Origin of the sequence: Glaciimonas sp. PAMC28666 (assembly GCF_016917355.1) — a bacterium.
Lineage (GTDB): Bacteria > Pseudomonadota > Gammaproteobacteria > Burkholderiales > Burkholderiaceae_D > Glaciimonas.
Genome location: NZ_CP070304.1, coordinates 1,337,354 through 1,363,603 on the forward strand (window position 1 = coordinate 1,337,354; position 26,250 = coordinate 1,363,603).

The window sequence follows — 26,250 nt, forward strand, 5'->3', positions numbered from 1 at the left end:
TCCGTCAACTGCCGTACACCGTGCGCGTTTGAAATGGATCGTACAGAAACAGCCAGGTCTCCGAGAGCGTTTGATCCTTTAAGCGCAGATACAAACGCATATCGACCGGCTCCGGACCTTCGACCGTCAAGTCGAATTGGGCCCGCCAGTGGCCCGCTACACCGTCGGGAACGGCTTCAGTGAAGACATAGGAGAAGGTGCCACGCGATGCCGTCAATACGGCTTCCGGCTTTTCTCCGAACGCCAGCTTTTCGAGCGGGCCGCCTAAAAATTCGACCATAAACTTGCGGACATTTTTCGGCCGCGGTTGGCCGGGTACGCCACCATTGCCAAGTCGGGTCGCCACGCAACGCGCAAGGGTGCTGGGGAATGGCTCGTCCTTCTGCCAATCCAGTTTATAACGTAGGCGATAGCTGTTGCCCGCTGCGGCTTTGGCACTTGGCACCCACATAGCGACGACGTTATCGTGGATCTCGTCATCGGTGGGGATTTCAATTAATTGCACCGCGCCTTGGCCCCATCCTTCGAGCGGTTCAACCCAAAGACTTGGACGGCGCTCGTAGTGGACGCCATCTTGGTAATGATCAAAATTGCGGTCACGCTGGAGCAGGCCGAAACCGCGCGGATTGTTATCGCCAAATGCTGACGCGGTGGTTTGTCCTGGGTTATTCAATGGACGCCAGATGTGCTCACCCGCGCCACTCCAGAGCGCCAGGCCATCGGAGTCATGGACTTCTGGTCGCCAGTCGGTGCCAGTGCCTTTGACCGATTCCGAAAACCAGTACATTGAGGTCACGGGGGCAATGCCGAATCGATCAATATCGCGCCGCAGGAATAAGGCGGTGTCGATTTCCATGGTCACGCCAGCACCCCGTTGCATGGTGAACTTATACGCGCCGCAGATACTTGGCCCGTCCAGCATGGCGTAGATAACCACGGTATCGCTGTTATCGTCCGGGACGGTGAAATAGAAATGCGTGAAGTTAGGAAATTCTTCTGACTTGCCCGCCTGGGCAACGTCGATGGCAATCCCCCGCGCCGATAAGCCATACTGATACAGATCACCGATGGCGCGGAAATAAGAGGCACCCAGAAAGGCCACCCAATCGTTCTTATGCCAATCAAGTTTTTCCTGATCGCCACGCCGACTCTCTTGAAACCGAAAGCCTGAGAACCCGCTGCCACGCGGTAGTTCACGTGCCGGGCTATCGTTTGGCATGTCGAAATAACTCTCGTCGTAGATAATTTCGCGCGCTTTGGGCGCCTTTTCGTCGATCAGGTACATGTGCACCGGCGACTGAAAAAACCGACCGAGATGGAAAAAGGTCACAGGGAATTGTCCCGGACCATCGGCGAACAAAGCGTAGTCGGTTTTATATTTAATCTGACCGTGTGCGGCGTAATCGATTCTGTCGAGTATGGCACGTGGCGGGGTCGGCTGCGGTTGATAGGGTTTTTGCGCCAGCGCTTTCGCTTGTGCGATCAACGTATCGAAAGAAAATGGTGAAGCGGAACCGAATTTAACGCGATTGGCTGCAATCGCTTCTATCGGAATGCCGAGAGCGACAAGCGTCGCGGTGGCGGCGGCAGAATGGAGAAAAGTTCGGCGATTAATCATGGGCAGGGCAATCTCCAATAAATAGGGGGATGGACAGTCATGGGGCGAACCGGGGCAGTTATTTGCTGAAACTTGCTTCGATCTCCCTTCTTTCAGAAGATAAATCCTAACATGACCGATAACACAGGCGGAGGATGGCGAAACACACTTACACTTTACGAAGGGTATTCAACGCAACCTTGGCGCGTAACTTAGTCAGACAGAATAGAGAAACGTTCAGATCAATCGCCAAACAAGCCAATGACGTTGCCAATCGTGCTACAACTACAAATCGTACTCTTGTCAGTTCTTCCACTTTCGCAGCATGGCTATCAAACCAAATAGATATATCATCGACAAGATTAGATTGATTATAATCACGGCAGAGTGGAAGTGGGAACAGATTCATGCGGCTTTTGGCAGGCGATGCGTCATCATCGCCATTACAACAGATACCCCATGAACGCCACGAACACCACGAAAGCGATGTCTTCCAAGTTTTTATTAGCGGGGTAAGCAACTGGTATGACTATTCCGGAAACACGTTCAACCGAACCCACCGACGCCGATCTCAATTCGGGACCCTCACCCATTCCATTCTGGGAGGCTTTTGTTTTTTGGTTGAAGTTAGGCTTTATCAGCTTCGGCGGTCCTGCAGGCCAGATTGCGATCATGCATCAGGAATTGGTAGAAAACCGACGCTGGATTTCTGAGCGACGCTTCCTTCACGCATTGAATTTTTGCATGGTCTTGCCCGGCCCTGAGGCGCAGCAGTTAGCGACCTATATCGGCTGGTTGATGCACCGCACGCGGGGTGGCATTGTGGCGGGCGCATTGTTCGTGTTGCCGTCTTTATGTATTCTGATTGCATTGTCGTGGCTGTACATCGCGTTTGGTCATCTGCCGTCGGTCGCCGGGGTGTTCTACGGCATCAAACCGGCAGTGACTGCGATTGTGCTGCAAGCAGCCGTCCGCATTGGTAGGCGGGCGCTCAAAAATAATGTCCTATGGGCGATAGCCGCCCTGTCTTTTCTGGCGTTACTGATCTTCAATGTGCCGTTCCCCGCAATCATTGTGACGGCCGCCGTGGTGGGTTATGTCGGCAGTCGGATGGCGCCGGATAAATTCACGCCAGGCGCTCACGCCAATGTCGGAAAATCATTTGGGCCAGCACTCATCGATGACGATACACCGACGCCTGCGCATGCCCGCTTTAGCTGGCGCAGACTGTCCACTATCATCGTTGCGGGAACCCTCTTGTGGACCATCCCAATGGGCCTGCTTACAGCCACTTACGGCTGGAATCACGCGCTGACGCAAATGGGCTGGTTCTTTACCAAGGCGGCATTACTCACGTTCGGTGGCGCGTATGCCGTTCTGCCGTATGTCTACCAGGGAGCCGTCAGCCATTACGGATGGATAACCTCGACCCAAATGATCGACGGTCTGGCATTAGGCGAGACCACGCCGGGTCCCCTCATCATGGTGGTGGCATTTGTTGGTTTTGTGGGTGGGTATGTGAAAGCGTTGTTCGGCCCGGAGTATTTGTTTCTTGCGGGCGCGATGGCGGCGTCGGTGGTGACGTGGTTCACCTTCCTGCCGTCGTTCCTGTTCATTCTGGCAGGCGGGCCGTTGATCGAGTCGACACATGGCGATCTGAAATTTACCGCACCGCTGAGCGCAATTACTGCTGCGGTGGTCGGGGTGATCCTGAATCTGGCGGTGTTTTTCGGTTATCACGTTCTGTGGCCGCAGGGCTTTGACGCGGCATTTGACTGGATGTCGGCGCTGATCGCGCTGGGAGCGATGGTTGCCTTATTCCGGTTCAAGCGAAATGTCATTCATGTCATCGCCGCCTGTGCGGTGATCGGCTTGTTATCGAAGACCGTAATCTTATAAAGCGCATGAAGCGGGAGCCTTCCGATTTTGATACGTTCGGGGAAATTTCCCCGATTTCAAGCAAACAATAATTACAAATCCAGTACCAATAACGGGCTTTTTGGACGCGAAACGCAAGCGGTTAAATAGTCCTGATGTTCTTCGTCTGACAGAATATAGTCACGATGATCGACCTCCCCCTCCAGATATCGCATCTTACAAGTGCCGCACAATCCGGATTGGCATGAGGTCTCGACTTCGATGCCATTGTCGGCGAGTATTTCAATGATGCTTTTGTCCTCTGACATGGCAAACATTGCACCGGTGCTGGCAATTTTAAGGAAAGAAACATCGGCTTTTGCAGAAGCGGCCGTCGCAGTGCTGGCGTCCTCTGATTGAACCGGTTCTGGTGCCTTAAAATGCTCAAAATGAACTGTTTCCCGCGGCCAGTGCTGAGCCGCCCTGGCGCAGGCTGCCATGAAGCCACCGGGTCCGCAGTAATAAACATGGGCACCTTCTTCACGGGTTTGCAGCAGTGCGGCCAGATCTAAACCATCACGCGGATTGCCGCCATCGAAATGAAAAATAACTTTGCCCTTTTCAACCTGGGCGGCGAATTCTTCACGGAACGCGGCATGTTCCTCGCCTTTGGCGCAATAATGCAACTCGTAATCTTCGCCCGCACTTTCCAGAAAATGCGCCATGGCTTTTAGAGGCGTAACGCCAATCCCGCCAGCCAGCAAAATATGTTTTTTTGCGCCCTGTACGAGACCAAAATTATTTCGTGGAATGCTGACCGATACGATATCCCGCACCCGCAGGCTATCGTGCATCTGGCGCGAACCACCGCCACCGATTTCTTCTCGCAGAACGGCGATCACATAACGATGGCGCTCGATCGGATCGTTGCAGAGCGAATATTGCCGGATGTCGCCGCTCGCGAGATGAATATCAATGTGTGCACCGGCGGTGACGGCTGGCAACATTTCACCGGCAGGATGAACCAGCTCAAAGGAATTGATGCCATCGGCCTCGGAGCGGATTTGCCGGATAACGAGCGAGAGTTGGGACAACCCCGGCGACGACTTAGACGACACCGAAGGCGGCGTTGACAGGATTTTCGATGATTCATCTTTCATGGTTTGCCTCTGGTCTTTTTAGTTTTTGGTTTTGATTTTATGCTGCAATGCATCATTGAAATGCACTGCGCCGGCCTTGTTCTGCGATCACCATTTCTTATTCTGCACAACTTCGTAAGACCGTGGGATGAACGCTTTACCGATAATAAATCCTAAAGCCCGACGGCTACTACGTCCAATGGGAATAACGTATGAACCCCATCTGGATTCCATATAAGGTTAGTGAAGATTTTTGCGGCCAATCCAGCTTGTGTTTTGCTTTCGAATTCGGATTTCCAGATGGAGGTCATCCTAAAATTGAATTCGACATTTATAGGGGTGACACGTATCGTTATTGCAGGGACTAATGATCTCACCGAATAATAGACATTGAGGAGACGAACCATGGATACGAAAGTCGATAATGCGAAGCTGGCTGAATCTTCGAAACCGAAGAAACTCATTCCTTACGGCGGCTATTACACAAGCAAAACGCCGGGGCATGACCCAGAACTGACCGAAACCGGTCCGGGTACGCCGATGGGCGAATATATGCGCTCGTTCTGGCATCCCGTATGCATGTCGATTGAGTTGGGCGATACGCCGAAATTCATAAAAATTCTCAATGAAGAATTAGTGGCATTCCGCGATAAAAGCGGTGCCATTGGTGTACTCCATGCGCACTGCGTACATCGCGGCGCGTCGCTCGAATATGGGGCAATTCAAGAGCACGGCATTCGCTGCTGCTATCACGGTATGGTATTTGACGTCGATGGTACTTGTTTGCATGTGCCGTATCCAAAAGGCGAAGAAAAAGAAGCCGCGAAATTTGCTTGCTCAATCCAGCAAGGTGCCTATAAAGCTTTCGAGCGCAATGGTCTGGTCTTCGCTTACATGGGCTCACCGGAAAAAGAGCCACCGTTTCCGGAATGGGAAACCAATTTTACCGTTCACGCCAGCGACAAGTTAGTGCCTTACAGCAACTTTCAGCATTGCAACTGGTTGCAGGTTCAGGATAACGCGGCAGATAATTATCATCCGACGGCATTGCATAACTCGTCCAACGTGGTCGACGAGAACTTTCAGGGCACGACCTTTAACGAGGTCGGTGCGGCGTCGATGGAAGTGGCGCCAGATATGCAGTTCATTCCGATTCATGAAGGTCGTGGATTGGCGTGCGCGGGTGCCCGCCGCGTAGATAAAGATCGCCTGTTTATCCGCGTGCAGCATCAAGCGCTGCCGAATCTTAGTTTGCATGCTTACACCTCCGAAGACGGTGCCGCCAAGAAACTCTTCAGCCGCTTTCATATCGTGCGCTGGACCGTGCCGGTCGATGATGAAAACAGCAAAATGATCGGCTGGCGCGTGATGGGGCCGAATATCGACACCCGCGGTATCGGTGACGAGCAAATGGTCGGCTACGAGACCATCGATTTCCTGGAGGGCCAGGTGGCTATGCGGCGGCCGGAACGATTTGGAAAATATAAGCTGGAAGATTTTCCACCGATTCCCTCTAACCATCGTGAACGCGATTGCTATAAAGATGCGCAGCAAGCACCCGGCGATTACGAAGCAATTATCAGTCAACGGCCTATTGCGGTGCACGCGCTGGAAAACCCGACTAAATTCGATGCCGGGGTCTTTATGTTCCGCAAACTTTTGCGTGATGCTGTACGAGGCACCAATCCTAAAGCCAGTGCAGAACATTTTTACGATTGGCTGCAATCCGTAAAAGGTGCACCGAATAGTTACTGCAGCGGCAATGTGATGGAAGTCGCTGAAGGTGCAACGATCGAAGAAGAGATCGCGCAACGTCGGCTGGTCACCAGACGGATCGTCCAGATATTGACGGACAGCGACAACCTGAAAGGGGATGAGCGTACTCAGTTTGTGATGGAAGGCTTTGAAGCATTGGAGCAATCGACCAAGAAGTAAGCCTGCAAGCCCAACGACTGTCGATGAAAAAAAAGCGTGAGGACCATCGTCCTCACGCTTTTTTTATGCCTATTTGCACGCTTTTTTGTACGCCTTTTGTCATTGCGCCCCACAGTTTTACGCTACGTTTTCCTGATTCCGTTTTCCTGATTCGTTATGCAATCGAGGTCGTTTCGTAAGTCTTGCACAACCTCGAAAAATGCTTTGATCACAGGCGCTTCTCTGCGCTCTGCCAGGCACGCTAATTCCAGATCGATGAACATCGGTGCCTCTGCAATGGTGAGTCTGCGAAGCCGCGCGTCGGGGTAGATGACATCCAGGGCAATCCCCACGCCAACCCCGGCCGCAATCGCTTCGCGGATTGCGTCCTGGCTATCAATTTCTAATACCCGCCGCACGCTGACCCCGCATTCCGTGAGGTAATCATCAAAGACCTTTTGCTGCATCGAGCCACTTTCGCGGGTAACGATTCTCTGCCCTTCCAGTTCCTCTACACGGATATCGCTGCGTTCAAACCACGGATGACCGGCACCGACCAGCAATGCAATCTTTGCGCGTCGATAAGGGACCGAATAAAACCGTTTGTCTCCTAGCCTTGGTAATACCGCGACATCTGCCTGCAGTTCCAGCAAGCTGCCACTCAATTCTCCGGAATTGCCGAATGCCACCGACACCCGCACTTCTGGATAGCGCTTCCCGAAAGCAACCACCATTTGTGTGACCTGCACCGGGTCGAACGCAGCGATCCGAATGCGCCCTTCCAGCAAGCCGCCAGCAGCGCGCAAGGTTTCTTCTGCTTCGGTTTCCAGTGTAAAGATGCGATGGGTGATCGATAGCAGCCGTTGTCCGGTATCGGTCAGTTCGACGATGTGGCCATGACGCGAAAACAGCTCGACACCAAAGCGTTGTTCCAGTGCTTTAACGTGCGTTGTGATACTCGGCTGGCCCACAAATAGCGCGCGTGCAGCTGCGGTAAAGCTGCCGTGCAGAGCAACTGCGTGAAAGCAGCGTAACTGATGAAAATTCATGGCCAAAAGGTCACCCCTCGATCTCTATATGGCCGAATTGTAGAGGACTCTGCATTTCCGTGGTCGCTTCTTTTCGGATTTAGCACAACATCAAGGGCCGGTGCTCGCTATTTTGGTGAGCTGAATACAGTGTAAAAAAACAAAGGTCGCCTGCAGCAGTGAAGCTGAGCGACCTTTTTAACCAATTTCAGACCGTTTGTAGACCAATCAGGTCAGGAGGCAAGCGAACTACCGATTGACCAGCTTTGCAGGTATCGTGAACACCAGCAACCCGCCAATGACAAGACTTGCCGCAAGAAACAGAACGCCGTTGTTGGTGCTATCGGTGACTGTCTTTACCCACCCGAGCAGATAAGGACTGATCAGACCGGAGACGCTGCCAATTGAGTTGGCGAGCGCGATTCCTGTCGCGGCTGCGGCACCGCCGAGGATGGTGGGAGGCAAAATCCAGTACTGAGAAATAGTGCTCATGATGCCCATCGTGGCGAAGGTCAACGCCACCATCGCAACGGTGGTATCCTGCGCATAAATCACACTGAACACTAATCCGATAGCGCCGACAAAACCTGCAATGGCAAGATGCCATCGACGCTCTCCCCGCCGATCGGAACTACGTCCGACGAGGATCATCGCTGCCGTGGCCGCTGCGTAGGGAATTGCGGTTAATAAACCGATGTTGAGCGGATCGGACACACCACTGGCTTTGACGATCGTCGGTAGCCAGAAACTGACGCCGTAAAGGCCCATCGTAAAAAACAAATAGATAAAACTGAGTAACCAGACCTTTGGATTGGTGAAGCCGTCACGTAACGAATGCAAGGTCTTGCCATGCTGATCTGCGGCCAGGTTTTTTTCCAGCATCGTCCGCTGTTGCGGCGATAGCCACTTGGTATCTGCGATTTTATCGTCTAAATAGAAGAACGCGATGACCCCCATTATGACGGTAGGAATGCCTTCCAAAAGGAATAGCCACTGCCAACCCGCGAGGCCGGTCGGGCCACTCATGGTGTGCAGAATCCATCCTGAAAGCGGACCGCCGATGACGCCGGACATGGGAATTCCCGTCATGAACAATGCCGTCACTTTGCCGCGTCGTGATGCTGGAAACCAGTACGTGAGGTAGAGCAATATGGCTGGGATGAAACCGGCTTCAGCAACGCCGAGAAAAAAGCGCATGAGATAGAAACTGGTCGGCGTTGTCACGAACATTGTCGCCGCGGAGATAATGCCCCAGGTCACCATGATGCGTGCGATCCAGAGGCGTGCTCCAACTTTCTGCATGACCAGATTGCTAGGGACCTCAAACAACAAATAACCAACAAAAAATATCCCCGCGCCGAGCCCATAGACGGCTTCACTCAAGTGAAGATCACTCATCATCTGGAGCTTGGCAAAACCCACGTTCACGCGATCCATGTACGAACATACGTAACATAGAAACAGGAAGGGAATGAGGCGCCACATAACTTGGGTATAGGTTGCTGAATCGTCTGCGCGCACGCCGACGTCGTCTACCGTTGAAGTATACATTGTTGTCTCCTGTTTTTTAACCGTTGCCCCGGGTATGCGGTGCATCCCAGGTACTATGTATTTTTTATTATTCAGGTCTGTCTGCTCAGGAAGACAGACCTGCTTACTGCTTATTTAGAACGCTTAATTACTACTTACTACGGTATCTGCCTGACCCGAAAATCAATCAAACATATCCGGCTGCGTTGCGACCAGATGTTCGTAGAGCGGTTGGAAATGCAGCCAGCCGATATAAGCGCTGCCGACGTGTTCGCGGCTATAACGGGCGCGATCTGGCGTAACTAATGTCGGCTTGATGCCACTGGCTTCGATCAATAGCTGTTGCTGGCAAACCCGTTCCAGCGCAATGAACCAGAAAGCTGCGGATTCGATGCTGTGACGGCTAACGGTCATCAAGCCATGGTTCTGATGAATCACTGCTTTCACGTCCTTAAATTGCCCAGCAACGGAATATCCCGCGCCCTCTTCTACCGCTACCGCGCCCGCTTCGTCGTTGATGACGATATGATCTTCAAAAAAGACCGCTGCATCCTGAGTGATCGGATCTAACAAACGTCCGGTAGCGGCCCAGGCGGTGCCGTAAATTGTGTGGGCGTGGCACATCGCGATGATTTCGGGATGCAGTTCGTGAACAGCGGAATGGAGCACAAATCCGGCGCGATTCAATGCATAGTCGCCCTCGACCACATCGCCCTTATGATTGGCAAGGATCAGATTTGATACTTTGACCTGCGAGAAATGAACCGCCATGGGGTTGGTCCAATACAGATTCGGGAATTCTGGATCGCGCACCGTGAGGTGACCCGCGAAGCCGTAATCCAAGCCATGAACTGCAAAGGCGCGGCATGATGCTACTAGTCTTTCTTTACGATGCTGGCGCTCTTGCGCGTGCGTCTCAAACTTCGGAATGGTCGGGAATTTAAGCCCTGTTTGTTTAGGCTGGTAAAGCGATACGCGTTCGATAACTTCAGACATGATCTTCTCCTTAAATATCTCGTTTTAATGCGATGTTTTTATCTATACGATTCAAAAATGGTGTTTTTGAGCAATGTATTTTTGTACTCTTTTTTATTACTTTCATTGCTGTCAATTGCCGGATTTCTACTAACAGCGAATCATCGCTCTGCGGTTACTTTTGCCCATAAGCCTGTGAATATTCACGCAGGGATGAATAAGATGATCATCCAACTTGCAACGCGCCTTGACAAACGATACCTTTTCACTAATGATGAATCCAATTCACCTGTGACCGATGAGAAAATTTCCCAGCTTTTTTTCCTTACGCGCCTTTGAAGCTGCCGCACGGCAGGGCAGCTTCGCGCTCGCAGCAAAAGAACTGCACCTGACGCCGTCCGCGATCAGTCATCAGGTCCATGGACTTGAAACTTATTTCGGCAAACCGCTGTTCGAAAGACTCACGCGTCGCGTCGAGCTGACTGCGGATGGCAAGCAACTGTTGGGCGGACTGTCGCGGGCCTTTGATTTGATTGAATCATCCTGCGCCGATCTGAGTCTGCCGGAAGAGACCGAATCACTTGCGGTGCATTGCACGCCAAGCTTTGCGTCAAAATGGCTGGGGCCGCATTTGCCGCATTTCATGCACGAATATCCTTTGATTACGATTCGGATGTCGTCCAGCGCTGATCCGATCGACCTGATCCAACACGAAGAAATTGATATCGCGATTGCTTACGGTTCTGCCAAAGAACGGTCGGGCGTGATTATTGAGGCGCTGGGGACGGAGGTCATCGCGCCGCTATGCTCGCCAAAGCTGCTAAAGGGTAGCGCCGAGATCGCTCTCAACGAAATGACCCATTTCACCCTTATCGACTCTCAGCTGAGCCCTGTCACGTGGCAGAACTGGTTCGATCTGCATGGCTTAACGCTGCCCGATAAGCCACGATTGTCATTTGACCGCGGATCACTGGCGATTTCCGCTGCGCTGAACGGCCTCGGTGTCTCGCTCGAAAGTACCCGCCTGGCGAAACAGGAGATTGCTAGCGGCGAGTTGGTGCAATTGGGGAAAACAACGTTCCGCCCGCTTGCCAGGGAGATGCATTTTGTGTGTTATCGGGCCGCACGGAGGAATAGCAGAAAAATCAAAGCCTTCCGCGATTGGCTTTTTAGCCAGACCGAGATTGTTTAAAAATGGTCGGCCACAGCATAATAAGAAAAGAGCTTCCGTGCGGTCAGCAAACGGAAGCTCATGGTGAGGATAATTTCAGGCGATTAAGGCTGTTTCGGCCAAACCGGTTTAGCCACTGCGAGGGAGGCCGGATACACTGGAATCGGCACACCGTTTCTCCACTGCAAAATAACGATCTCTGATCCCACACGCCGACCCTGTTCATCAAACTTCAAATGGCCGCCAGCAAAATATTTGGCTGCCCCTTCGGAGGTATCCATGGCACGAATTGCGGCGGCCACTTTCTTGCGGTCTGCGACTCCAGCCTTCTCCAGCGCGTCTTTGAAGATCCACATGTCACCGTAGGTTGATAGGCTGTCTTGTGTCATCCAAGGTTCACCAGTGCGCTTCTTAAAGAGGTTTTCCAGCTTCTCGTCGCCCTTGCCGCCCCAGTTGGCGACAACGACCATTACGCCTTCCAGCATCTCTTTCTTCACGACTTTGAGCAATTCAGGCGCACCCATGTGACCACCATTAGTTACCACAGGAATTTTTCCGGAACCGACGCCCATCTCGTTCATCTTTTCGAGCAATAACTTGGTGTCAGGAACGTTAGTCGTCAGCATGAACGCCAAATCAGGGCGTGTATTACGTAACTTCTGCACCACTGAGGTCGCATCCGCCAGAGGCGGCGTATATACCTGATCGGTCACCAGATTGATGCCGTATTTGGCGAAACCGGTATCGCGCATGCCCTTCGTAAAACTCGCCGGAGACGCGGTATTATCCATGACAATGCCTGCTGACTTTGGCGGCTTGCCGGTGCTGTCGTTCGAGAGTTTGACAAGAATCGGCAAGACCGTTGCTGCCTGTACGCTCGCAACCGGGGATGTCTGGAACACATATTTAAAGCCACGACCGGTAATCTGATCGCCGTACGATAGCGATAACCAAGGCAGTTCGGCACGCTCAGACACTTCGGTCACGGCAAGTGTTAGTGAACTCAGAAACGCACCGGAACCGCCAATAAGATTTGGTTCCTGCGACAGCAAACGCTGGATCGCATTCTTGGCTTTTTCGACAGAATCGCCGGTATCGGCAACCACCAGGCGCATTTTTGCGCCGCCAAGCGCTTTGATGCCGCCCGCCGCGTTGATGTCGTCGATCGCCATTTCGGCGCCTTTGCGCTGTAACTCGCCATTGCGCGCCCACGGACCGGAAAGCGGCACAATCAATGCGACTTTTACATCTTCGGGCTGCGCATAAGCGGCAGGTAATGCCATCATCATGAGGGGCAATGCGGACGCAATCAGACTCGCAACCGTCAATAGATTATTTTTTTTATTGGTTTTCATACTGTCTCCTTATAGTTATAAAATACATTGCTGCAGATTTTTTCTTGCCTGAATTAAATACCTGAACTGAAACCGCGCACTACATGCCCAAGTAAGCCCGCTTAACATCAGGGTCGTTGATCAACACGTCCGGCGACCCTTGTAGAATCACCCTGCCCGACCCCAGCACGTAGCCGTGATCGCAGGTTTGCAAGGCTTCTGCTACGCGTTGCTCAACGAGTAAAACGGCGATCTTACTTTCGCGATAAATTTTCTCAATGCACTCAAAGATGGCGTCAGCGATTGCCGGTGAAAGGCCCATTGAGGGCTCATCGAACATCAACAGTTTAGGTCGAGCGGCAAGACCACGACCAATCGCTACCATCTGTTGTTCACCGCCTGAAAGCGTGCCCGCAAACTGATTGCAGCGCTCGGCCAATCTCGGAAATAGCGTATAGATCTGATCCAGGCTCTGCGCCCAGTGTTGGGTCGCGTCTTTGGTGCGCGCCCCCATTTCGAGGTTCTCCAGCACCGTGAGACTTTTAAATACCTGACGACCTTCTGGTACGTGTGCAATACCCAGATGCGGACGACGCGCAGGCGCTATGGTCGACAAATCGATACCGTCGAAAAAAATGGTTCCAGCGGCGATCGGTACCACGCCGGATATTGCTTTAAAAAGGGTGGTCTTGCCGGCCCCGTTGGGACCAACAATCGCGACGAATTTGCCGTCAGCAACCTCTACATTGATATCGACCAGGGCTTTCAACCCATCATAGGAAACCGATAGGTTATTTATTTGCAGCACGGGCGCTCCATTTCTTGCCGAGATAAGCTTCGATGACGATAGGATCATTGGTAACTACCGACGGCTCGCCAATCGACAAAACACAGCCATGATCAAGTACCAACAGCCGGTCGGCGAGGCGCACCATGGCATGCATGGTGTGCTCAATGATGACCACAGTGACGCCAGTACTGCGAATATTTTGTATGACGGGTATCAGGTGCTCAACGTCGTCAGCCCCCAGTCCAGCCAGGATTTCGTCCAGCAAAATCAGCTTGGGTTTAGATGCCAGGCAACGCGCCAGTTCCATCAGCCGTAACTGCATCATGGTCAAACTTCCGGCCAGGACCTGGACGTCAGCTTCCATCCCCACTTGTATTAACGCCGCTGTGGCGAGCGCGTATGCCTGTTCGTCCCGCTGCTCCTTGGCAAATGCGCCGACGACGACGTTTTGCAGTGTGGTCAAGCGCCCAAATGCACGCACTACCTGAAACGTTCTGCCTATGCCTAGCCGACAAATTTGATGCGGTCTCAGGCCGACAATATTGCGACCATCCCATGCGACTTCACCTTTGGTGGCAGGCAGGATGCCATTGAGTAAGTTGAATAGCGTGGTTTTACCGGCACCATTAGGTCCGATAACACCGAGAATTTCATTTTTGAAAACATCAAACGAAACCTCGCTCACGGCCTGCAGGCCGCCAAACGATTTGGAGAGCGCTTTTACGCGCAGTGCGATCTCATGTCGGTCGCCGTTATGCTGCGCGCGTGGCGTAGGAGCAAGAGCAGAATGAGGAAATGCAGCGCCAATGACGGGGCTTATTTTGAGTGTTTTTCTTTTGGCAAAAATAGCTATTAGCTTTGGTAGTATTCCCTCTGGCGCGAGCAGCACTGTCAAGATAATCGCCAATCCAAACACCACGCCTTGAATTCCTGGAATCTTGTCTCCCAGTTCTGCGTTAAGCAGTTCACTAACCGGCACTAAAACCAGCGCACCGATGACCGGTCCCGCAATGGTGCCGACGCCGCCGAACAAGCTAAAAATTAAGGCCTGCGCGGAAATCAACATACCGAAAACGGCGTTTGGCGTAACAATCAACATGACCACCGCATACAGTCCGCCAGCGGCACCGGCAATCGCGCCGGAGAGCACAATAGCCCGTAACTTCCAGCTAAATGGATCGATTCCGGCGGCTTCGGCAGCGAGTTCATTTTGCTTGATTGCGAGGAGCGATAATCCAAAACGGGAACGCGCAACGCGCAGATTAATGCAGACCGCGATCAGCAACAGAGCGACCGCCAGCACCGCATAGAAGCGGACATCGGCGAACTGCATATGGGAAATCGGGGAGTTCAGATGCCTGGGAAAAGTCACCTCCTGCAAACCCAGCCACTCGAATACATACAATATTCCGAGCGGATAAGCCAACATGGCCAATGCGAAGTAGTGGCCACGAAGGCGAAAGGTTGAGGCACCAATTAATCCGCCGGACAAACCTCCTACCAATGCGGCGATGGGAATCCCAATCCACGGAGAAATGCCGAGTTTCACTTCGAGCAGGACGACGGTGTAAGCGCCCAGACCAAAAAATGCGGCGTGCCCGAATGACATTAAACCCGAATAACCACTGAAAAGATTCCATGAGACTGCCAATGTTGCCCAGATTGGCGTCAGGGTCAATATCTGGCCATAGTAAGGATCGCTTACCAGCATCGTCACCGCAAGATAGAGAACGGCGAATTGCACAATCAATTTGATTGCGCTGCCTTTGGCGGGCTTAAAAAAACTCGGCAGTGCGTGCGACAAAGGATCAAGCAGGGAAGTACGTACGGAAGCAAACACAGTATTAAGCACGGTCGACAGTCCTTCCAAACAGGCCTTGAGGCCGCATGATAATGATGAGCAGGAACACGACGAAGATGGCGGCGTTTTGCAACTGCACGGGCAATACTAATGTGGACAGTTGCTGTACCAGTCCGATCGTCATGCCGCCCCAGAATGCGCCGGTGATGCTGCCGATGCCACCAAGTACGACGCCAGCAAACATGATCACCACAAATTCCACACCAACGTACGGCTGAAATGGATAGGAGCTGGCCAGCAGACCACCTGCAATGGCAGTGATAGCGGCACCTAAACCGAATGCAAATCGATGCGATCGGCCCACGTCGATACCCATATAGATAGCGGCTTCGGCATTGTCGGCCGCCGCACGCAATGTTTTGCCGACGCGGGTGCGCGTGATGAGCAAGGCGACGGCGGCCACAACACATAACACCACCACAAACGAAACCGTGCGGGCTTTGTTGAGAAATATCGAGACGTCGGGGCCGATCAATGGCCCGATCTCCCAGGCCGTTGAAGACAATGACGTTTGAATGGTGCGCGGCTCGGAGCCAAACAGGATCAGTGCGCCGTTGGACAGAACCAGTGAGAGACCCAATGTAATGGTTAGTTGCGGATAATGGCCATCACCATCACTGCCCGCGACCCGCGTGCCAGTGACGCGGCCCAGAATTAACGGGTGAAGAATGATGGCAAAGATATATACCACGGCGCCAGCTATCAGCGCGCTAATAACCGGACTGGCATAAGGCCCCAGTGTTGATCCAAACGCGTTACCGATCAGTTTGAATATGAACAAGGCGACATACATACCCAACATGAGGAATTCGCCCTGGGCGAAATTGATCACCCGCATCATGCTGAAGATAAGTCCGAGGCCGACACACATCAGACCGTACACTCCTCCTACGACGATCCCGGTAAGAAGTACCTGAAGAGCATTTTCGAGAAGTACCAATTGAGGATTCATGCGAACCGCTCCAATAAAAACATGCGACGTTTTCCTCTGTTGGTTGACTTATAACCAAGCGCAGCAGGCGTTTATGGGGATAAACTTGACCATTACCTACCAGCAACTTGCATTGGTTATACATCAAAATAAAATAGCTTGTTATACGAAAAAGAATAATACACTACTAAATAGTACAATTAAATAATTTATTGGTATTTTTTTATACCGCTCAGTATGATATTTCTAAAATATTTATCAAATAGGGAATAGGTCGATTTAGCTATTTGCGACAAGAGAGGCGCTGCGTATGAGAGGGCAGGTTTTTTGATAACTGCGGAGAGTAAATTACATCAAATATTGCCACCTCAATGGCGATGATGGGCGCATAGATAGAACGTCGGCGTGACGCTTTAATGCTCGCTTCGGTGACCGGAGTCAAGCACGGTGAGCGTTGCTCCGTGCAACGGGAAGGAATAATGGATGCGTAGGTTTCGCTGCTGCCCACGCCACTGACCAAAAATCGAATGCCATTCCGCGCAAGTGGGCCGCCGAAACACTTAATTACTTCCAAGAAAATTTGCCACCGGCGATTAGAAAATCTGAATGCGCGCAGTGGCATACGTATCATTTATTTTTTTCACACCGTTGCAGACCGGTGCGCATGATCTGTTCGTGTCGTTATTTAACTTGAATCATGGCAAGCACCAAATCCGCCATACGTTCAGCCGTTTCAGGCCCCGTTAAGCGTCCGTGCGGACGATACCAGGCGTACGACCAACTTACAATACCACCGACGGCAAGCGACGCCATCTTGATATCGTCAACCTTGAACTCGCCCGCGGTGACACCGTCGGTCAGCAGTTTGCAGAGCTTCAGGTCAAATTCGCGACGCATGTTTTCAATCGCATCGGAGTCTTCCTTCGACAGATGCTTTTGCTCACGCGTATAGATCGCGATGTGCTCTTGATTCTCGAGCACGGCGAGCATAAAGTCGCGCACCAGGGCCCTCACCTTTTCAGTGTTTGAGCCATCGGAAGCAACCACTTGATTCAATACATCAAGCGAGGCGCGGATGCCGAGGGAACATATTTCCGCGAGCAAGTCATTCTTGGATTTGAAATGGGAGTAAATAAATGGCTTGGTGACGCTCATTTTCTCAGCCACGGCTTCTAACGTTGTATTGTTGAAGCCGTTGTCATAAAACATTTCGGCAGCTACCGCAATAATCCGTTCACGCTTAAGCCGAGACACCGCATCACGAATACCTTCAATGACATTTGGCTTGGCCGGTTCACTCGCTTTAATTGAGCCGGAGACAGCCGCCTTCGGCTTCGCGGCTGGCTTTGGCTTCACCGCTGCCTTGGGTTTCGCTTTGCTCACTGCCTTAGGCTTTAAAATTTCAAGCGGTTTGACGGTTAATTTAGTTTTTTCGGCACTGATCGGCACGCTCTTACGAAGTGGTAGGTTTTTCATACTGTATAGTTTAGTTGGATACTTACTTATTTGTACAGCAGAATATATATCACAAGAAATAGACGAATACACAAATTTCGTCATTTTCCGCTTAAAAATGTGACCACCTCGTAAGTGCTTCAGAATGACCCGTAGAAAAAAGACGCAATCATATCTCACGCCTGGCAAGAAAACTTAACACGTACCAAAGCGGTTGCGAACGTTTCTCGACGCCCGCGAACTAAATGCAATGCAGCAACTTTGCTCATCGCCGTCAGGAAACAGGGGACATGCCTGAAGTGAGGTAGTACTGAAATATCACTGAAATATCAACAATGTTTGGATACCGTCTCAATCGCATATTGATCCCCCTTCTCTGCTGACCTCCTGATAACTGCATCCACCCCTCATCAGCGCTGCCAACCCCATATTTTATTTAACAAAACGCCGCACATTGCAGAAAAGATTCAGTGTTTAATTACGCGCGAAGATGAGGTTAAATTTTCTCAATAATTAAAAATTTAAAGAAACTTTAACCAATCGTAAATAACAGTGCGATGGAAAAAATAAATAACTTACATTAAGTCGGACGACGCATCGTAACAGCGCTTATATTTTAGTATCGATGATCCTCACCGCCCCGGTCGCGGTCATGCCCATAACCACCGTCATGGCGATACCCATCTCCGTACGGAACCGCTACACAGCCGCCCAGCGCCGCGCTCAACAGTGAAAAAAGAAGTAAAAAACAGAGACGTTTCATGGCGATCTCCTATTGATATGCGCTTAGGATTTTTGACGCTGAAACACCGCGTCAGTTCAACAAATATTTGACTTTTAATAAACGTTTAAATTTCTTTGTTTCAATTAAACCACTCCCTTAACATCGTTAACTCAGCTTCTACCTCGTCAACTTGAATGATTGAACGCAAGAAACTATAATTTGAGTAACAGCGCATTTCAAGGAGTCGTTCGGCCCTTAGCAAACTTCGAAAACATGACTGGATTTATCAAGTTGTAATCGATCGAAATAAACCTTTGAAATGGGAATCAGTCATGATGATGAAAACGATACCTGGCGCTATTTTAATTTCCGTATTATCTATTGGTTACGCAGAAGCTCAGGCAGCTACGCAAACATCCACGATGATAAATACGGTGACCATTACTAACAGTTGCACCATTGTGGCAGTTGGTTTCACAACTACTTATGATCCAATTGTCGCGAACGCCACCACGAACCAGGACGTCACCGGCACTGTCACTACACTTTGCACGATCGGCGCGAGTCCGGTTATCACACTTGGTCAGGGCGCCAATTCGAATACAGGCTCGACAGACGCTGTTCCATTGCGTCGCCTTACAAGCGGCGGCGGCACCCCGACGTTTCTAAATTATTCCCTGTTTTCTGACACTGGCCGCACCGTCGCCTGGGGTAACACCGCAGCTACTGCACCAACTGCGGTCGTGGCGACGATTGCACCAGCAATCACCACAATATACGCCCGGGTTCCGTTTGGCCAAACTTCAGGCAAGGCTGCTGTTTATACGGATTCTGTAATCGCCACGGTGACCTTTTAATGACGGAAATGACGAGACGTAAAATCGGCCAGTCCGTCAGGCGATTAATCAGGCAATCGCTTGGCGTGTTGACAGTGGGAGGCGCGGCGGTTCTTAACTTCGCTCCCACCCCTGCATTAAGTGCATCGTTCAACGTGAATCCAGTAGGATTTGATCTGACCGCAGCGCATTCGTCAGGCGTACTTCGCATCACGAACACCGACGACACGCCAGTGCGCCTACAAGTAAGTGCTATCGACTGGAGCACCGACGGGCGTATCGAGGTCCTGAAGGATACCAACGCTTTGCTGTTAAATCCGCCGATATTTTTAGTAGCTCCAGGACAGACGCAGTTTTTGCGTTTCGGTGAACGTAGTCCTTCTAACCCAATCGTCGAGAAATCTTATCGATTAATAATCGAAGAAGTCCCGCCAGGCGGCCCGCAACAGCCGGGGTTAAAGACATTATTAAAAGTCAGTATTCCTATATTTATCGCTCCACCAATAAAACAAGAAAAAATGTCCTGGCAGTTAACGCAGGGACCGAACGGCGTCACGCTAACGGCGATCAATGCAGGCAACATGCATCAAAAAATTGTTGGCCTGCGATTAAATAACATTGATAGCGCTAACGTTTTGGAGATTGCAACGCCAGCGTATGTTTTATCAGGGCAACACAAGGGGTGGTCGCTGGGAAACGGAAAAATTCATGCCGGGAAGGTTCGTGTACGGATACAAACAGACAAGGGCGAGTCTGAAGAGACTCTCACGATGGAAACTGACAAAGTATCTTCTAGCTAGCCTGATTACCTTACAAGGATCCGCTTTTGCCGTACCGCAATTGGCAGCACAGCAACAGTCAGCGCCAGGGTTGAAGCCGAAACCAGAATCGGGATCAGACCTGAGCGTAGAGCAAGACTTATTGTTGGACGTCGTCGTCAACAATCAAAAAGTCGCGGACGCCACCCACGTTTTACGGACCGCGACGAATAAAATTCTCGTCCCTTCGCAGCTCTTGACCGATGCCCGATTGCGCATACCCGATCTCGCTCCCCTTACGCACGATCACGTTAATTACCTTCCGCTGGATGCTATACCGGGCGTGCATGTAGAGATCGAAGCTGCAACCCAAACGCTGAGAATCACCGCGCCTCCCACTGCCTTCATTGGTGCAATATTCAATGCTAGCGGTCAAGCGCCGTTGCTCGAACAGGCGTCGACCACAGGCGCTTTCCTCAACTACGATATCAATTACACCCGTGGTTTAAATCAGAACAACCTTTCTGGGGTCGCCGAATTAGGTATTTTTGCCGGCGGGGGCACCTTTACCAGCCGCTTCATTGGCCTTGATGTGCTGGAAAAAAGTTCAGTATTCCGACTGGACAGCCAGTACACCCGAGACTTTCCCGCGCAACAGTCAACTTTGGTCGTCGGCGATAGCATCACGGGCATCAGCTCCTTTTCGCGGCAGGTCTATTTTGGCGGATTACAATGGCACACAAAATTTTCGACCATTCCCGGTTTTCAAGCGATTCCACTCCCCACATTCAACGGTACGGCTGCGGTGCCGTCTGTTGTCGATATTTACGTCAACAATATTTTGAGACTCCAGCAGCCGGTTGATACAGGGCCATTTGCGATCAACAATTTACCCGTCTCTGCTGGTCAGGGTAACGTTCAAATGGTGGTCCATGACGTACTGGGACGCCAGCAGGTTTACACCCAGAGCTACATTACTAGCGCGCAATTATTACGACAAGGAACCAGGGACGAATCCTATGAAATCGGTGCGATGCGCAACAATTTCGGCAATCAAAATAGCTACTACGGTGAGTCTTTCAGTTCCGGCACCATACGTTACGGGATCAGCGACCGCCTCACCGCCGAAGGCCACGGCGAAATCATGCGAGGACGCCAATCGCTTGGCTTTGGCGCTGCTGCCGCCCTCGGTAATTTTGGCTTGTTGAGCGCAGGCCTTGCGGCCAGTTCTTCGGAAAATGGGCGCGATACGCTGCAATACCTTCAGTTCGATCGGCAGGGTGACAAATATGCATTTACTTTGCGTTCGCAGTTCGCAGGATCACGCTTTTGGCAGCTCGGCCTGGACGATAATACGCTGGCACCAGCGGAGCAATTGCAAGCCCAGGCGAATGTTTCAATTACGCCCAGGACCAATCTTGCGTTCGGCTACGTCAACCAGATTAACCGCGGTCAAGACAACGTACGCGCCATCAACTTCGGGGCAAGTTATAATCTGCATCAAAGCGGCAATATCAGTGTCGGATTACTGAAGTCACTGACCGAAGACCGCCCGCTGTCAGTCAACATCGTATGGGTTATGCCGTTGTCGCATCAAAGTACGGCACAGGTAACTGCAAGCGGCCAACAAGGCAGCAAATCCCTGAGCGCGGAATATCAACAGGCGGCACCACAAGAAGGCGGCTGGGGCTATCGTGCGCGCGAGTCGATACTCGACAATAGCGGACAAGATATCGGTGTCAATTACATCGGCACCACGGGGGAATATACCGCTAACGCCAACCGCATCGATGGTCAAAGCAATCTGCAACTGGAAGCCCGCGGTGGTATCGCTTTGATGGGCGGGCATGTCCGCGCCACACGATGGCTGGATCAAAGTTTCGCGATGATTGAAGTGCCGGTCTCGCAGCCGATCGATATCTACGCCAACAATATCAAGGTGGGTCAGACCGATAGAAATGGCGTTGGCTTCGTGCCACGCCTGATACCGTACGAGAATAATAATGTCTTTCTCGATGACGCGGGATTACCGATGTCCATGACACTGGACATGACACATAAATCCGTCGTACCCGGACCGCGATCAGGTAGCCTTCTGACATTCACCGCACGTCAAAACCAAAGCGCTACCGTGATTCTTCGGGACGATCACGGCGCGGCGCTCCCAACCGGAACCCGGGTTCGGGCAAATGGCGATCAGGCGGAGCAGGAGGTTGCCTTACGCGGAGAGGTCTTTATTCCGTCAATCATCTATCCGGCTACCATCACCGTTCTCAACACCGACGCGCAACCACTCTGCAACATCGACATTCCCGCATCAAGCCAACCGCAAATGCTGCCGGTACTGGGGCCCTTTTTATGTCACAGGGAGACCAAATGAAGATCTGCTTGAATTGGGCTTTTTCGATCGGCCTGCTATTAACCCCGCTAAGTATTAACGCTGCGGTGATTACGACCTGCACCGTGTCCACTTCCGCGGTCTCTTTCTCTAACTATGTTGCGACGGCACCAACCAACAACGATGGACTCGGCGATGTCGCAGTCACATGCACCGCTCAGGTAGCTATCGGCATTGGTAGTTACGTTATCGGCCTCAGCACTGGCAACGGCACCTATGTGAACCGCAAACTCACTTCGGGACCAAATTTTCTCGGCTATAATTTGTTCAGCGATACCACGCGCTTATCGGTATGGGGAGACGGCACCGCAGGAACCCAAACGGTCTCGGATTCTTATCTCATCCTCCTGACACCAACCACCCGCCATTACACCGTGTATGGACGTATTCCACCTGGCCAGAGTCAACCCGCCGGTACTTACACAGATACCGTGACCGCAACCATCACCTATTGAAACAGCAAAACCTGTCAGGTGATTGACGCTCGCGCGGAGGCTATCGAGGCTTATCGACAAACTTATAAAGCTTCCTGCAAAAACGCCAGAAAACAACTGATCCGCTGGGTTAGCTGCGTGTTGCGATAATAGACCGCATGAATTTGCTGATCATCGCCGTTGTAGGCGTGCGTTAATATATGCTTCAAACGCCCTGCAGCAATATCCTCCCGCGTCATAAAGTCCGCCAGACAAGCGATCCCCTGGCCGTACAGCGCAAGTTGCCTTAACGTTTCACCGCTCGAAGCAATGAGCGACGGTGAAATCGCAAGATGCTCACCACCGTTATGCCGAAGCGGCCACACGTTACCCGCATCATATTGAGAAAACCCCAGCAATTGATGCTGCGCAAGGTCCTCCACGTTAGCTGGTGTGCCGTAGCGCTGCAAATATTCGGGACTGGCTAATAAGTGCCGTGGGCTTGCCCGCAACGCGCGCGCGCGTAGCGTGGAGTCCTGCAGCGGCCCCATCCTGATCGCAATATCGGTCCGATGCTCCAATAAATCGATGATCTGATCGTTGCTGGTCAGTTCCAGCGTGATATCCGGATACATGGCCCGAAACTGCGCCACATGGGGAACGATACAATGCAACATGAAAGGCGATGCGGCATCGATACGTAGTCGACCCGCCAATTTTTGGCGACGCAGCTGGATCGATTCTTCCGCCTCGTCCATGGCGATAAGAACGGCGCGTGCTTTCTCTAAAAACAGCTTACCTTCTTCGGTCAGCACCATACGTCGCGTCGTCCGGGTAAGTAACGACGTGGCAAGCTTTTCCTCCAACCTCGATAGCGCCCGACTAACGCCGGAAGTGGTTTGGCCAAGTTGTGTGGCGGCCGCGCTTAACGTACCGCTGTCGATCACTGCAACAAAAACTGCCATATCGTCTGAGTTAATTCGCATGGAATCATTTCACTGTTGACTTAAAATCAAAATTCATTTGATATTACCGCTATTTTTCTCAACAGAGTATGCGCGCATAGTGCGCTTAGTTCGCTTAGTTCGCTTAGTTCGCTCAGTTAGCTTAGTGACAGCTTGCGATTCAACGACGAATCTAACGGCACATCGTTGCCACCTTTGAATAGGAAAAATATGAACGTATTCATTACCGGTGCTACCGGCTTTATCGGCGGCTCTGTCGCAGCACGTTTTATGGCAGAAGGCTATCAGGTGCGCGGTTTGGTCCGCACCGAGGCGCAAGCCGAACGCCTGCGCTCGCTGGGCGTGACACCTGTCATCGGGACGCTCGACGACGCTGACATTCTGACGCGAGAAGCCCAGCGTGCTGACGCAGTAGTGAATGCTGCCAGCTCCGACAATCTGCCTGCGGTGGAAACCCTGCTCAATGCGCTCGCGGGATCAGGAAAGGCCTTTATTCACACCAGCGGATCAAGCGTGGTCGGCGACGATGCCCGCGGTGAATGGACCTCTGAGAAAATTTTTGATGAAGACACTGTTTATACACCAGCCCCCGAAAAAGCCGAGCGCGCCGCGCTCGACAAACTAATCATCGATGCGGCCGCACGTGGCGTACGCTCGATCATCCTTTGCAATACGATGATTTATGGAAACGGTCTGGGACTCAATCCATTCAGTGTTCAAATACCGCCATTAGTCGCACAAGCGCGCAAAAGCGGCATCCCACGTTATGTCGGACAAGGTGTGAATATCTGGTCGAACGTGCATATCGAAGATGTGGTCGAGTTATATTTTCTGGCACTCAAAAAAGCCCCGGCTGGATCATTCTTTTACGTCGAAAATGGCGAAGCTTCCTACAAAGAAATCACCACTGCCATTGCGCAACGGCTGCAACTTGGGGCACCTCAACCATGGCCGGTAGAAGACGCGATCAAGGAATGGGGTTTTGGACACGCCGTGTATTCCTTTGGCTCCAACAGCCGTGTCTCCGCCCAACGTGCGCGCACTGTACTCGGCTGGATACCGAAACACACCTCAGTCGTCAAATGGATCGAGGATGACATGCTGATTCGCGAAAATTCTTTGTAGGTTTTAGCCGTCTACTACGCTGCGCCGACTTCAGGCGGCCAGCTTTTTCGGGATACTTTCCCAGCGCACGCTACGCACGCTCTTTTCCAGGCCCAGGCGCGTCACCAGCCGCACTACCCCGGCGCGTTCTTGAATTGTGCATCGTATTTCTAGTGTAATGCGCATTAGATTTCCCTCGCCGACGAGCACGCCCTGATAGATGTGAATGGCAGAACCCTGACCAATCTGATGTCGGATTAGTTGCTCAATGTGATTAACGTTAGCGCTGCGGCATAGCGCCACCACGCGATAGGGCAAGCGCTCTTCTTCTGCAGCCTGGAGATTCACGGATAGGCTGCCAAAAGGCCGATGATTTCTAAAGAATTTTTCCCATTTTTCGAGGTGCATGGCGGTCTCCTTTCTATATCTCTGCATCGTTGAGTACGGCCCAGCGCGCGGCACTGACGCCTTTTTCCAGGCTGACACGACTGACGATTTGCTCTAGCTGCAAATGATTGCTGGGCGACGTTATCAAGTCGGCCCGCACCTCTAATTGCGTGCCTGAAGGCAGGTCTTCGCTATGCAGTGACTGGATCATCAGGTGCGGCATGCCATTGAGCATATGCAGCATCAATGTTCGAACCTGAACTTCGTCGTCCGGACGGCAGACGATCGAAAGGCGATAAACCTGTTCAATCTCGGTCGCGCCCTGCAAATCCTGGCGGTTAATCAAGTGCGACACACTGCGCAGTAACACATTGGTGCCCAATATTGCGGCTGCTCCAATCGCTGCTTCGGCCGGATGCCCGAGGCCACATAACACGCCCACTGCCGCCGAGCACCACAGCGTGGCTGCCGTATTCAAGCCGCGTACGCTGGCACCTTCGCGCATGATCACGCCGGCCCCTAAGAATCCGATGCCGGAGACGACATAGGACGCAATGCGGGTGGCTCCCTGTGGGTCGGATTCAAACGCTGAAACCATCACAAACAGCGACGCGCCGATCGCCACCAAAGCATTCGTACGCAACCCTGCCATGCGTTGACGCATCTGACGTTCGGCACCGATTAGTGCACCGAGGGTCAGCGCGAGTAAAACCCGGACTAAAAATATTTGCCATTCCATAATCAACACCTCGCCATCGCTTTCCACGCATCCGATAACGGCTGCGCGGACAATCGGTAGTCATTTGACACACCTTTTCAGGAGGCGTCAACAGACCACTAAGATCAATCAAAAAGGATGGGGGTATGCGGAAGGTGAAAGAGATCACCGATTTTGCGATACCACAGCCCCGGCTTGAAGAACGGCTTACAACGAATCGATACAAATCGAATCAGATCGTAATCCATCATCACAACTTGCGGGCTGTAGCGAAATGAGGTCTGCTAAGGCTTAAGCGAATTGTGCCGGACTGTTTGCCCACCCACAGGGTCTAGAACTACTGTCCAAAATTGGAACTCCAATAA

22 protein-coding genes are annotated in these 26,250 nt (G+C 51.9%); 8 read left to right on the forward strand and 14 right to left on the reverse strand.

Annotated features, from left to right (window positions below; translation table 11 throughout):
- Positions 1–4: 4 nt before the first annotated feature.
- Entirely contained in the window at positions 5–1,618 is a 1,614-nt protein-coding gene (locus JQN73_RS05610; protein WP_205322132.1) for a glucan biosynthesis protein, read from the reverse strand.
- Between the two features lie 504 nt (positions 1,619–2,122).
- On the opposite strand from JQN73_RS05610, the gene chrA reads away from it, so the two are divergent.
- On the forward strand, positions 2,123–3,496 hold the full coding sequence (gene chrA / locus JQN73_RS05615) for a chromate efflux transporter (RefSeq protein WP_205322133.1): 1,374 nt from the start codon (positions 2,123–2,125) through the stop codon (positions 3,494–3,496).
- A gap of 71 nt (positions 3,497–3,567) precedes the next feature.
- Here chrA and JQN73_RS05620 read toward each other — a convergent pair whose 3' ends face one another.
- Positions 3,568–4,614: a PDR/VanB family oxidoreductase gene (locus tag JQN73_RS05620; protein ID WP_205322134.1), complete on the reverse strand. Its 1,047-nt coding sequence runs from the start codon at positions 4,612–4,614 to the stop codon at positions 3,568–3,570.
- Between the two features lie 384 nt (positions 4,615–4,998).
- Here JQN73_RS05620 and JQN73_RS05625 point away from each other — a divergent pair, with 384 nt between their 5' ends.
- Positions 4,999–6,528 (forward strand): Rieske 2Fe-2S domain-containing protein, encoded by a 1,530-nt coding sequence (locus JQN73_RS05625; RefSeq protein ID WP_205322135.1) that lies wholly within the window; start codon positions 4,999–5,001, stop codon positions 6,526–6,528.
- Between the two features lie 122 nt (positions 6,529–6,650).
- Here JQN73_RS05625 and JQN73_RS05630 read toward each other — a convergent pair whose 3' ends face one another.
- From JQN73_RS05630 to JQN73_RS05640, 3 genes are all read right to left on the reverse strand, one after another.
- On the reverse strand, positions 6,651–7,556 hold the full coding sequence (locus tag JQN73_RS05630; RefSeq protein ID WP_205322136.1) for a LysR substrate-binding domain-containing protein: 906 nt from the start codon (positions 7,554–7,556) through the stop codon (positions 6,651–6,653).
- 228 nt (positions 7,557–7,784) lie between these two features.
- The gene (locus JQN73_RS05635) at positions 7,785–9,086 is read right to left on the reverse strand and encodes an MFS transporter (RefSeq protein ID WP_205322137.1); all 1,302 of its coding nucleotides are present in this window, start codon (positions 9,084–9,086) and stop codon (positions 7,785–7,787) included.
- Between the two features lie 162 nt (positions 9,087–9,248).
- Positions 9,249–10,061 carry a class II aldolase/adducin family protein gene (locus tag JQN73_RS05640; RefSeq protein WP_205322138.1) on the reverse strand — a complete coding sequence of 271 codons (813 nt, stop codon included), beginning with the start codon at positions 10,059–10,061 and terminating at the stop codon, positions 9,249–9,251.
- A 277-nt stretch (positions 10,062–10,338) separates the two neighbouring features.
- Here JQN73_RS05640 and JQN73_RS05645 point away from each other — a divergent pair, with 277 nt between their 5' ends.
- Positions 10,339–11,232, forward strand: coding sequence for a LysR substrate-binding domain-containing protein (locus JQN73_RS05645; protein WP_205322139.1), 894 nt, complete (start codon positions 10,339–10,341; stop codon positions 11,230–11,232).
- Between the two features lie 83 nt (positions 11,233–11,315).
- On the opposite strand, the gene JQN73_RS05650 is transcribed toward JQN73_RS05645, so the two are convergent.
- From JQN73_RS05650 to JQN73_RS05675, 6 genes are all read right to left on the reverse strand, one after another.
- Complete coding sequence (locus JQN73_RS05650; RefSeq protein ID WP_205322140.1) at positions 11,316–12,566, reverse strand: ABC transporter substrate-binding protein; 1,251 nt, start codon at positions 12,564–12,566, stop codon at positions 11,316–11,318.
- Between the two features lie 79 nt (positions 12,567–12,645).
- Entirely contained in the window at positions 12,646–13,353 is a 708-nt protein-coding gene (locus JQN73_RS05655; RefSeq protein WP_240162446.1) for an ABC transporter ATP-binding protein, read from the reverse strand.
- Positions 13,337–15,187 carry an ATP-binding cassette domain-containing protein gene (locus tag JQN73_RS05660; protein WP_205322142.1) on the reverse strand — a complete coding sequence of 617 codons (1,851 nt, stop codon included), beginning with the start codon at positions 15,185–15,187 and terminating at the stop codon, positions 13,337–13,339. The genes JQN73_RS05655 and JQN73_RS05660 overlap by 17 nt, the downstream gene beginning before the upstream one ends.
- On the reverse strand, positions 15,180–16,148 hold the full coding sequence (locus JQN73_RS05665; RefSeq protein ID WP_205322143.1) for a branched-chain amino acid ABC transporter permease: 969 nt from the start codon (positions 16,146–16,148) through the stop codon (positions 15,180–15,182). Before JQN73_RS05665 ends, JQN73_RS05660 begins: the two co-directional genes overlap by 8 nt.
- A gap of 660 nt (positions 16,149–16,808) precedes the next feature.
- Positions 16,809–17,687: a TetR/AcrR family transcriptional regulator gene (locus JQN73_RS05670; protein ID WP_205322144.1), complete on the reverse strand. Its 879-nt coding sequence runs from the start codon at positions 17,685–17,687 to the stop codon at positions 16,809–16,811.
- A 511-nt stretch (positions 17,688–18,198) separates the two neighbouring features.
- On the reverse strand, positions 18,199–18,345 hold the full coding sequence (locus JQN73_RS05675; protein WP_205322145.1) for a hypothetical protein: 147 nt from the start codon (positions 18,343–18,345) through the stop codon (positions 18,199–18,201).
- Positions 18,346–18,638: 293 nt separating this feature from the next.
- Between JQN73_RS05675 and JQN73_RS05680 the strand changes: the two genes are divergently transcribed.
- The 4 genes from JQN73_RS05680 to JQN73_RS05695 are packed head-to-tail and all read left to right on the forward strand — an operon-like array spanning position 18,639 to position 22,753.
- Positions 18,639–19,163, forward strand: a complete 525-nt coding sequence (locus JQN73_RS05680) for a spore coat protein U domain-containing protein (protein ID WP_205322146.1) — start codon at positions 18,639–18,641, stop codon at positions 19,161–19,163.
- 8 nt (positions 19,164–19,171) lie between these two features.
- Positions 19,172–19,942 carry a molecular chaperone gene (locus JQN73_RS05685; protein ID WP_205322147.1) on the forward strand — a complete coding sequence of 257 codons (771 nt, stop codon included), beginning with the start codon at positions 19,172–19,174 and terminating at the stop codon, positions 19,940–19,942.
- 40 nt (positions 19,943–19,982) lie between these two features.
- Positions 19,983–22,280, forward strand: a complete 2,298-nt coding sequence (locus JQN73_RS05690) for a fimbria/pilus outer membrane usher protein (RefSeq protein ID WP_205322148.1) — start codon at positions 19,983–19,985, stop codon at positions 22,278–22,280.
- Complete coding sequence (locus JQN73_RS05695) at positions 22,277–22,753, forward strand: spore coat U domain-containing protein (RefSeq protein ID WP_205322149.1); 477 nt, start codon at positions 22,277–22,279, stop codon at positions 22,751–22,753. Before JQN73_RS05690 ends, JQN73_RS05695 begins: the two co-directional genes overlap by 4 nt.
- 62 nt (positions 22,754–22,815) lie before the next feature.
- On the opposite strand, the gene JQN73_RS05700 is transcribed toward JQN73_RS05695, so the two are convergent.
- Positions 22,816–23,697 (reverse strand): LysR family transcriptional regulator, encoded by an 882-nt coding sequence (locus JQN73_RS05700; protein ID WP_205322150.1) that lies wholly within the window; start codon positions 23,695–23,697, stop codon positions 22,816–22,818.
- Between the two features lie 189 nt (positions 23,698–23,886).
- Between JQN73_RS05700 and JQN73_RS05705 the strand changes: the two genes are divergently transcribed.
- Complete coding sequence (locus JQN73_RS05705) at positions 23,887–24,801, forward strand: NAD-dependent epimerase/dehydratase family protein (RefSeq protein WP_205322151.1); 915 nt, start codon at positions 23,887–23,889, stop codon at positions 24,799–24,801.
- Between the two features lie 30 nt (positions 24,802–24,831).
- Here JQN73_RS05705 and JQN73_RS05710 read toward each other — a convergent pair whose 3' ends face one another.
- Both JQN73_RS05710 and JQN73_RS05715 read right to left on the reverse strand, forming a co-directional pair.
- Positions 24,832–25,188 carry a hypothetical protein gene (locus tag JQN73_RS05710; RefSeq protein WP_205322152.1) on the reverse strand — a complete coding sequence of 119 codons (357 nt, stop codon included), beginning with the start codon at positions 25,186–25,188 and terminating at the stop codon, positions 24,832–24,834.
- Between the two features lie 13 nt (positions 25,189–25,201).
- The gene (locus JQN73_RS05715; protein ID WP_205322153.1) at positions 25,202–25,906 is read right to left on the reverse strand and encodes an MgtC/SapB family protein; all 705 of its coding nucleotides are present in this window, start codon (positions 25,904–25,906) and stop codon (positions 25,202–25,204) included.
- Between the last annotated feature and the right edge of the window lie 344 nt (positions 25,907–26,250).

Coding starts and splice junctions, on each gene's coding strand:
- JQN73_RS05610 (WP_205322132.1), bottom strand. CDS start 1,618: ATGATTAATCGCCGAACTTTTCTCCATTCTGCCGCCGCCACCGCGACG.
- chrA (WP_205322133.1), top strand. CDS start 2,123: ATGACTATTCCGGAAACACGTTCAACCGAACCCACCGACGCCGATCTC.
- JQN73_RS05620 (WP_205322134.1), bottom strand. CDS start 4,614: ATGAAAGATGAATCATCGAAAATCCTGTCAACGCCGCCTTCGGTGTCG.
- JQN73_RS05625 (WP_205322135.1), top strand. CDS start 4,999: ATGGATACGAAAGTCGATAATGCGAAGCTGGCTGAATCTTCGAAACCG.
- JQN73_RS05630 (WP_205322136.1), bottom strand. CDS start 7,556: ATGAATTTTCATCAGTTACGCTGCTTTCACGCAGTTGCTCTGCACGGC.
- JQN73_RS05635 (WP_205322137.1), bottom strand. CDS start 9,086: ATGTATACTTCAACGGTAGACGACGTCGGCGTGCGCGCAGACGATTCA.
- JQN73_RS05640 (WP_205322138.1), bottom strand. CDS start 10,061: ATGTCTGAAGTTATCGAACGCGTATCGCTTTACCAGCCTAAACAAACA.
- JQN73_RS05645 (WP_205322139.1), top strand. CDS start 10,339: ATGAGAAAATTTCCCAGCTTTTTTTCCTTACGCGCCTTTGAAGCTGCC.
- JQN73_RS05650 (WP_205322140.1), bottom strand. CDS start 12,566: ATGAAAACCAATAAAAAAAATAATCTATTGACGGTTGCGAGTCTGATT.
- JQN73_RS05665 (WP_205322143.1), bottom strand. CDS start 16,148: ATGAATCCTCAATTGGTACTTCTCGAAAATGCTCTTCAGGTACTTCTT.
- JQN73_RS05670 (WP_205322144.1), bottom strand. CDS start 17,687: ATGACGAAATTTGTGTATTCGTCTATTTCTTGTGATATATATTCTGCT.
- JQN73_RS05675 (WP_205322145.1), bottom strand. CDS start 18,345: ATGAAACGTCTCTGTTTTTTACTTCTTTTTTCACTGTTGAGCGCGGCG.
- JQN73_RS05680 (WP_205322146.1), top strand. CDS start 18,639: ATGATGATGAAAACGATACCTGGCGCTATTTTAATTTCCGTATTATCT.
- JQN73_RS05685 (WP_205322147.1), top strand. CDS start 19,172: ATGACGAGACGTAAAATCGGCCAGTCCGTCAGGCGATTAATCAGGCAA.
- JQN73_RS05695 (WP_205322149.1), top strand. CDS start 22,277: ATGAAGATCTGCTTGAATTGGGCTTTTTCGATCGGCCTGCTATTAACC.
- JQN73_RS05700 (WP_205322150.1), bottom strand. CDS start 23,697: ATGCGAATTAACTCAGACGATATGGCAGTTTTTGTTGCAGTGATCGAC.
- JQN73_RS05705 (WP_205322151.1), top strand. CDS start 23,887: ATGAACGTATTCATTACCGGTGCTACCGGCTTTATCGGCGGCTCTGTC.
- JQN73_RS05710 (WP_205322152.1), bottom strand. CDS start 25,188: ATGCACCTCGAAAAATGGGAAAAATTCTTTAGAAATCATCGGCCTTTT.
- JQN73_RS05715 (WP_205322153.1), bottom strand. CDS start 25,906: ATGGAATGGCAAATATTTTTAGTCCGGGTTTTACTCGCGCTGACCCTC.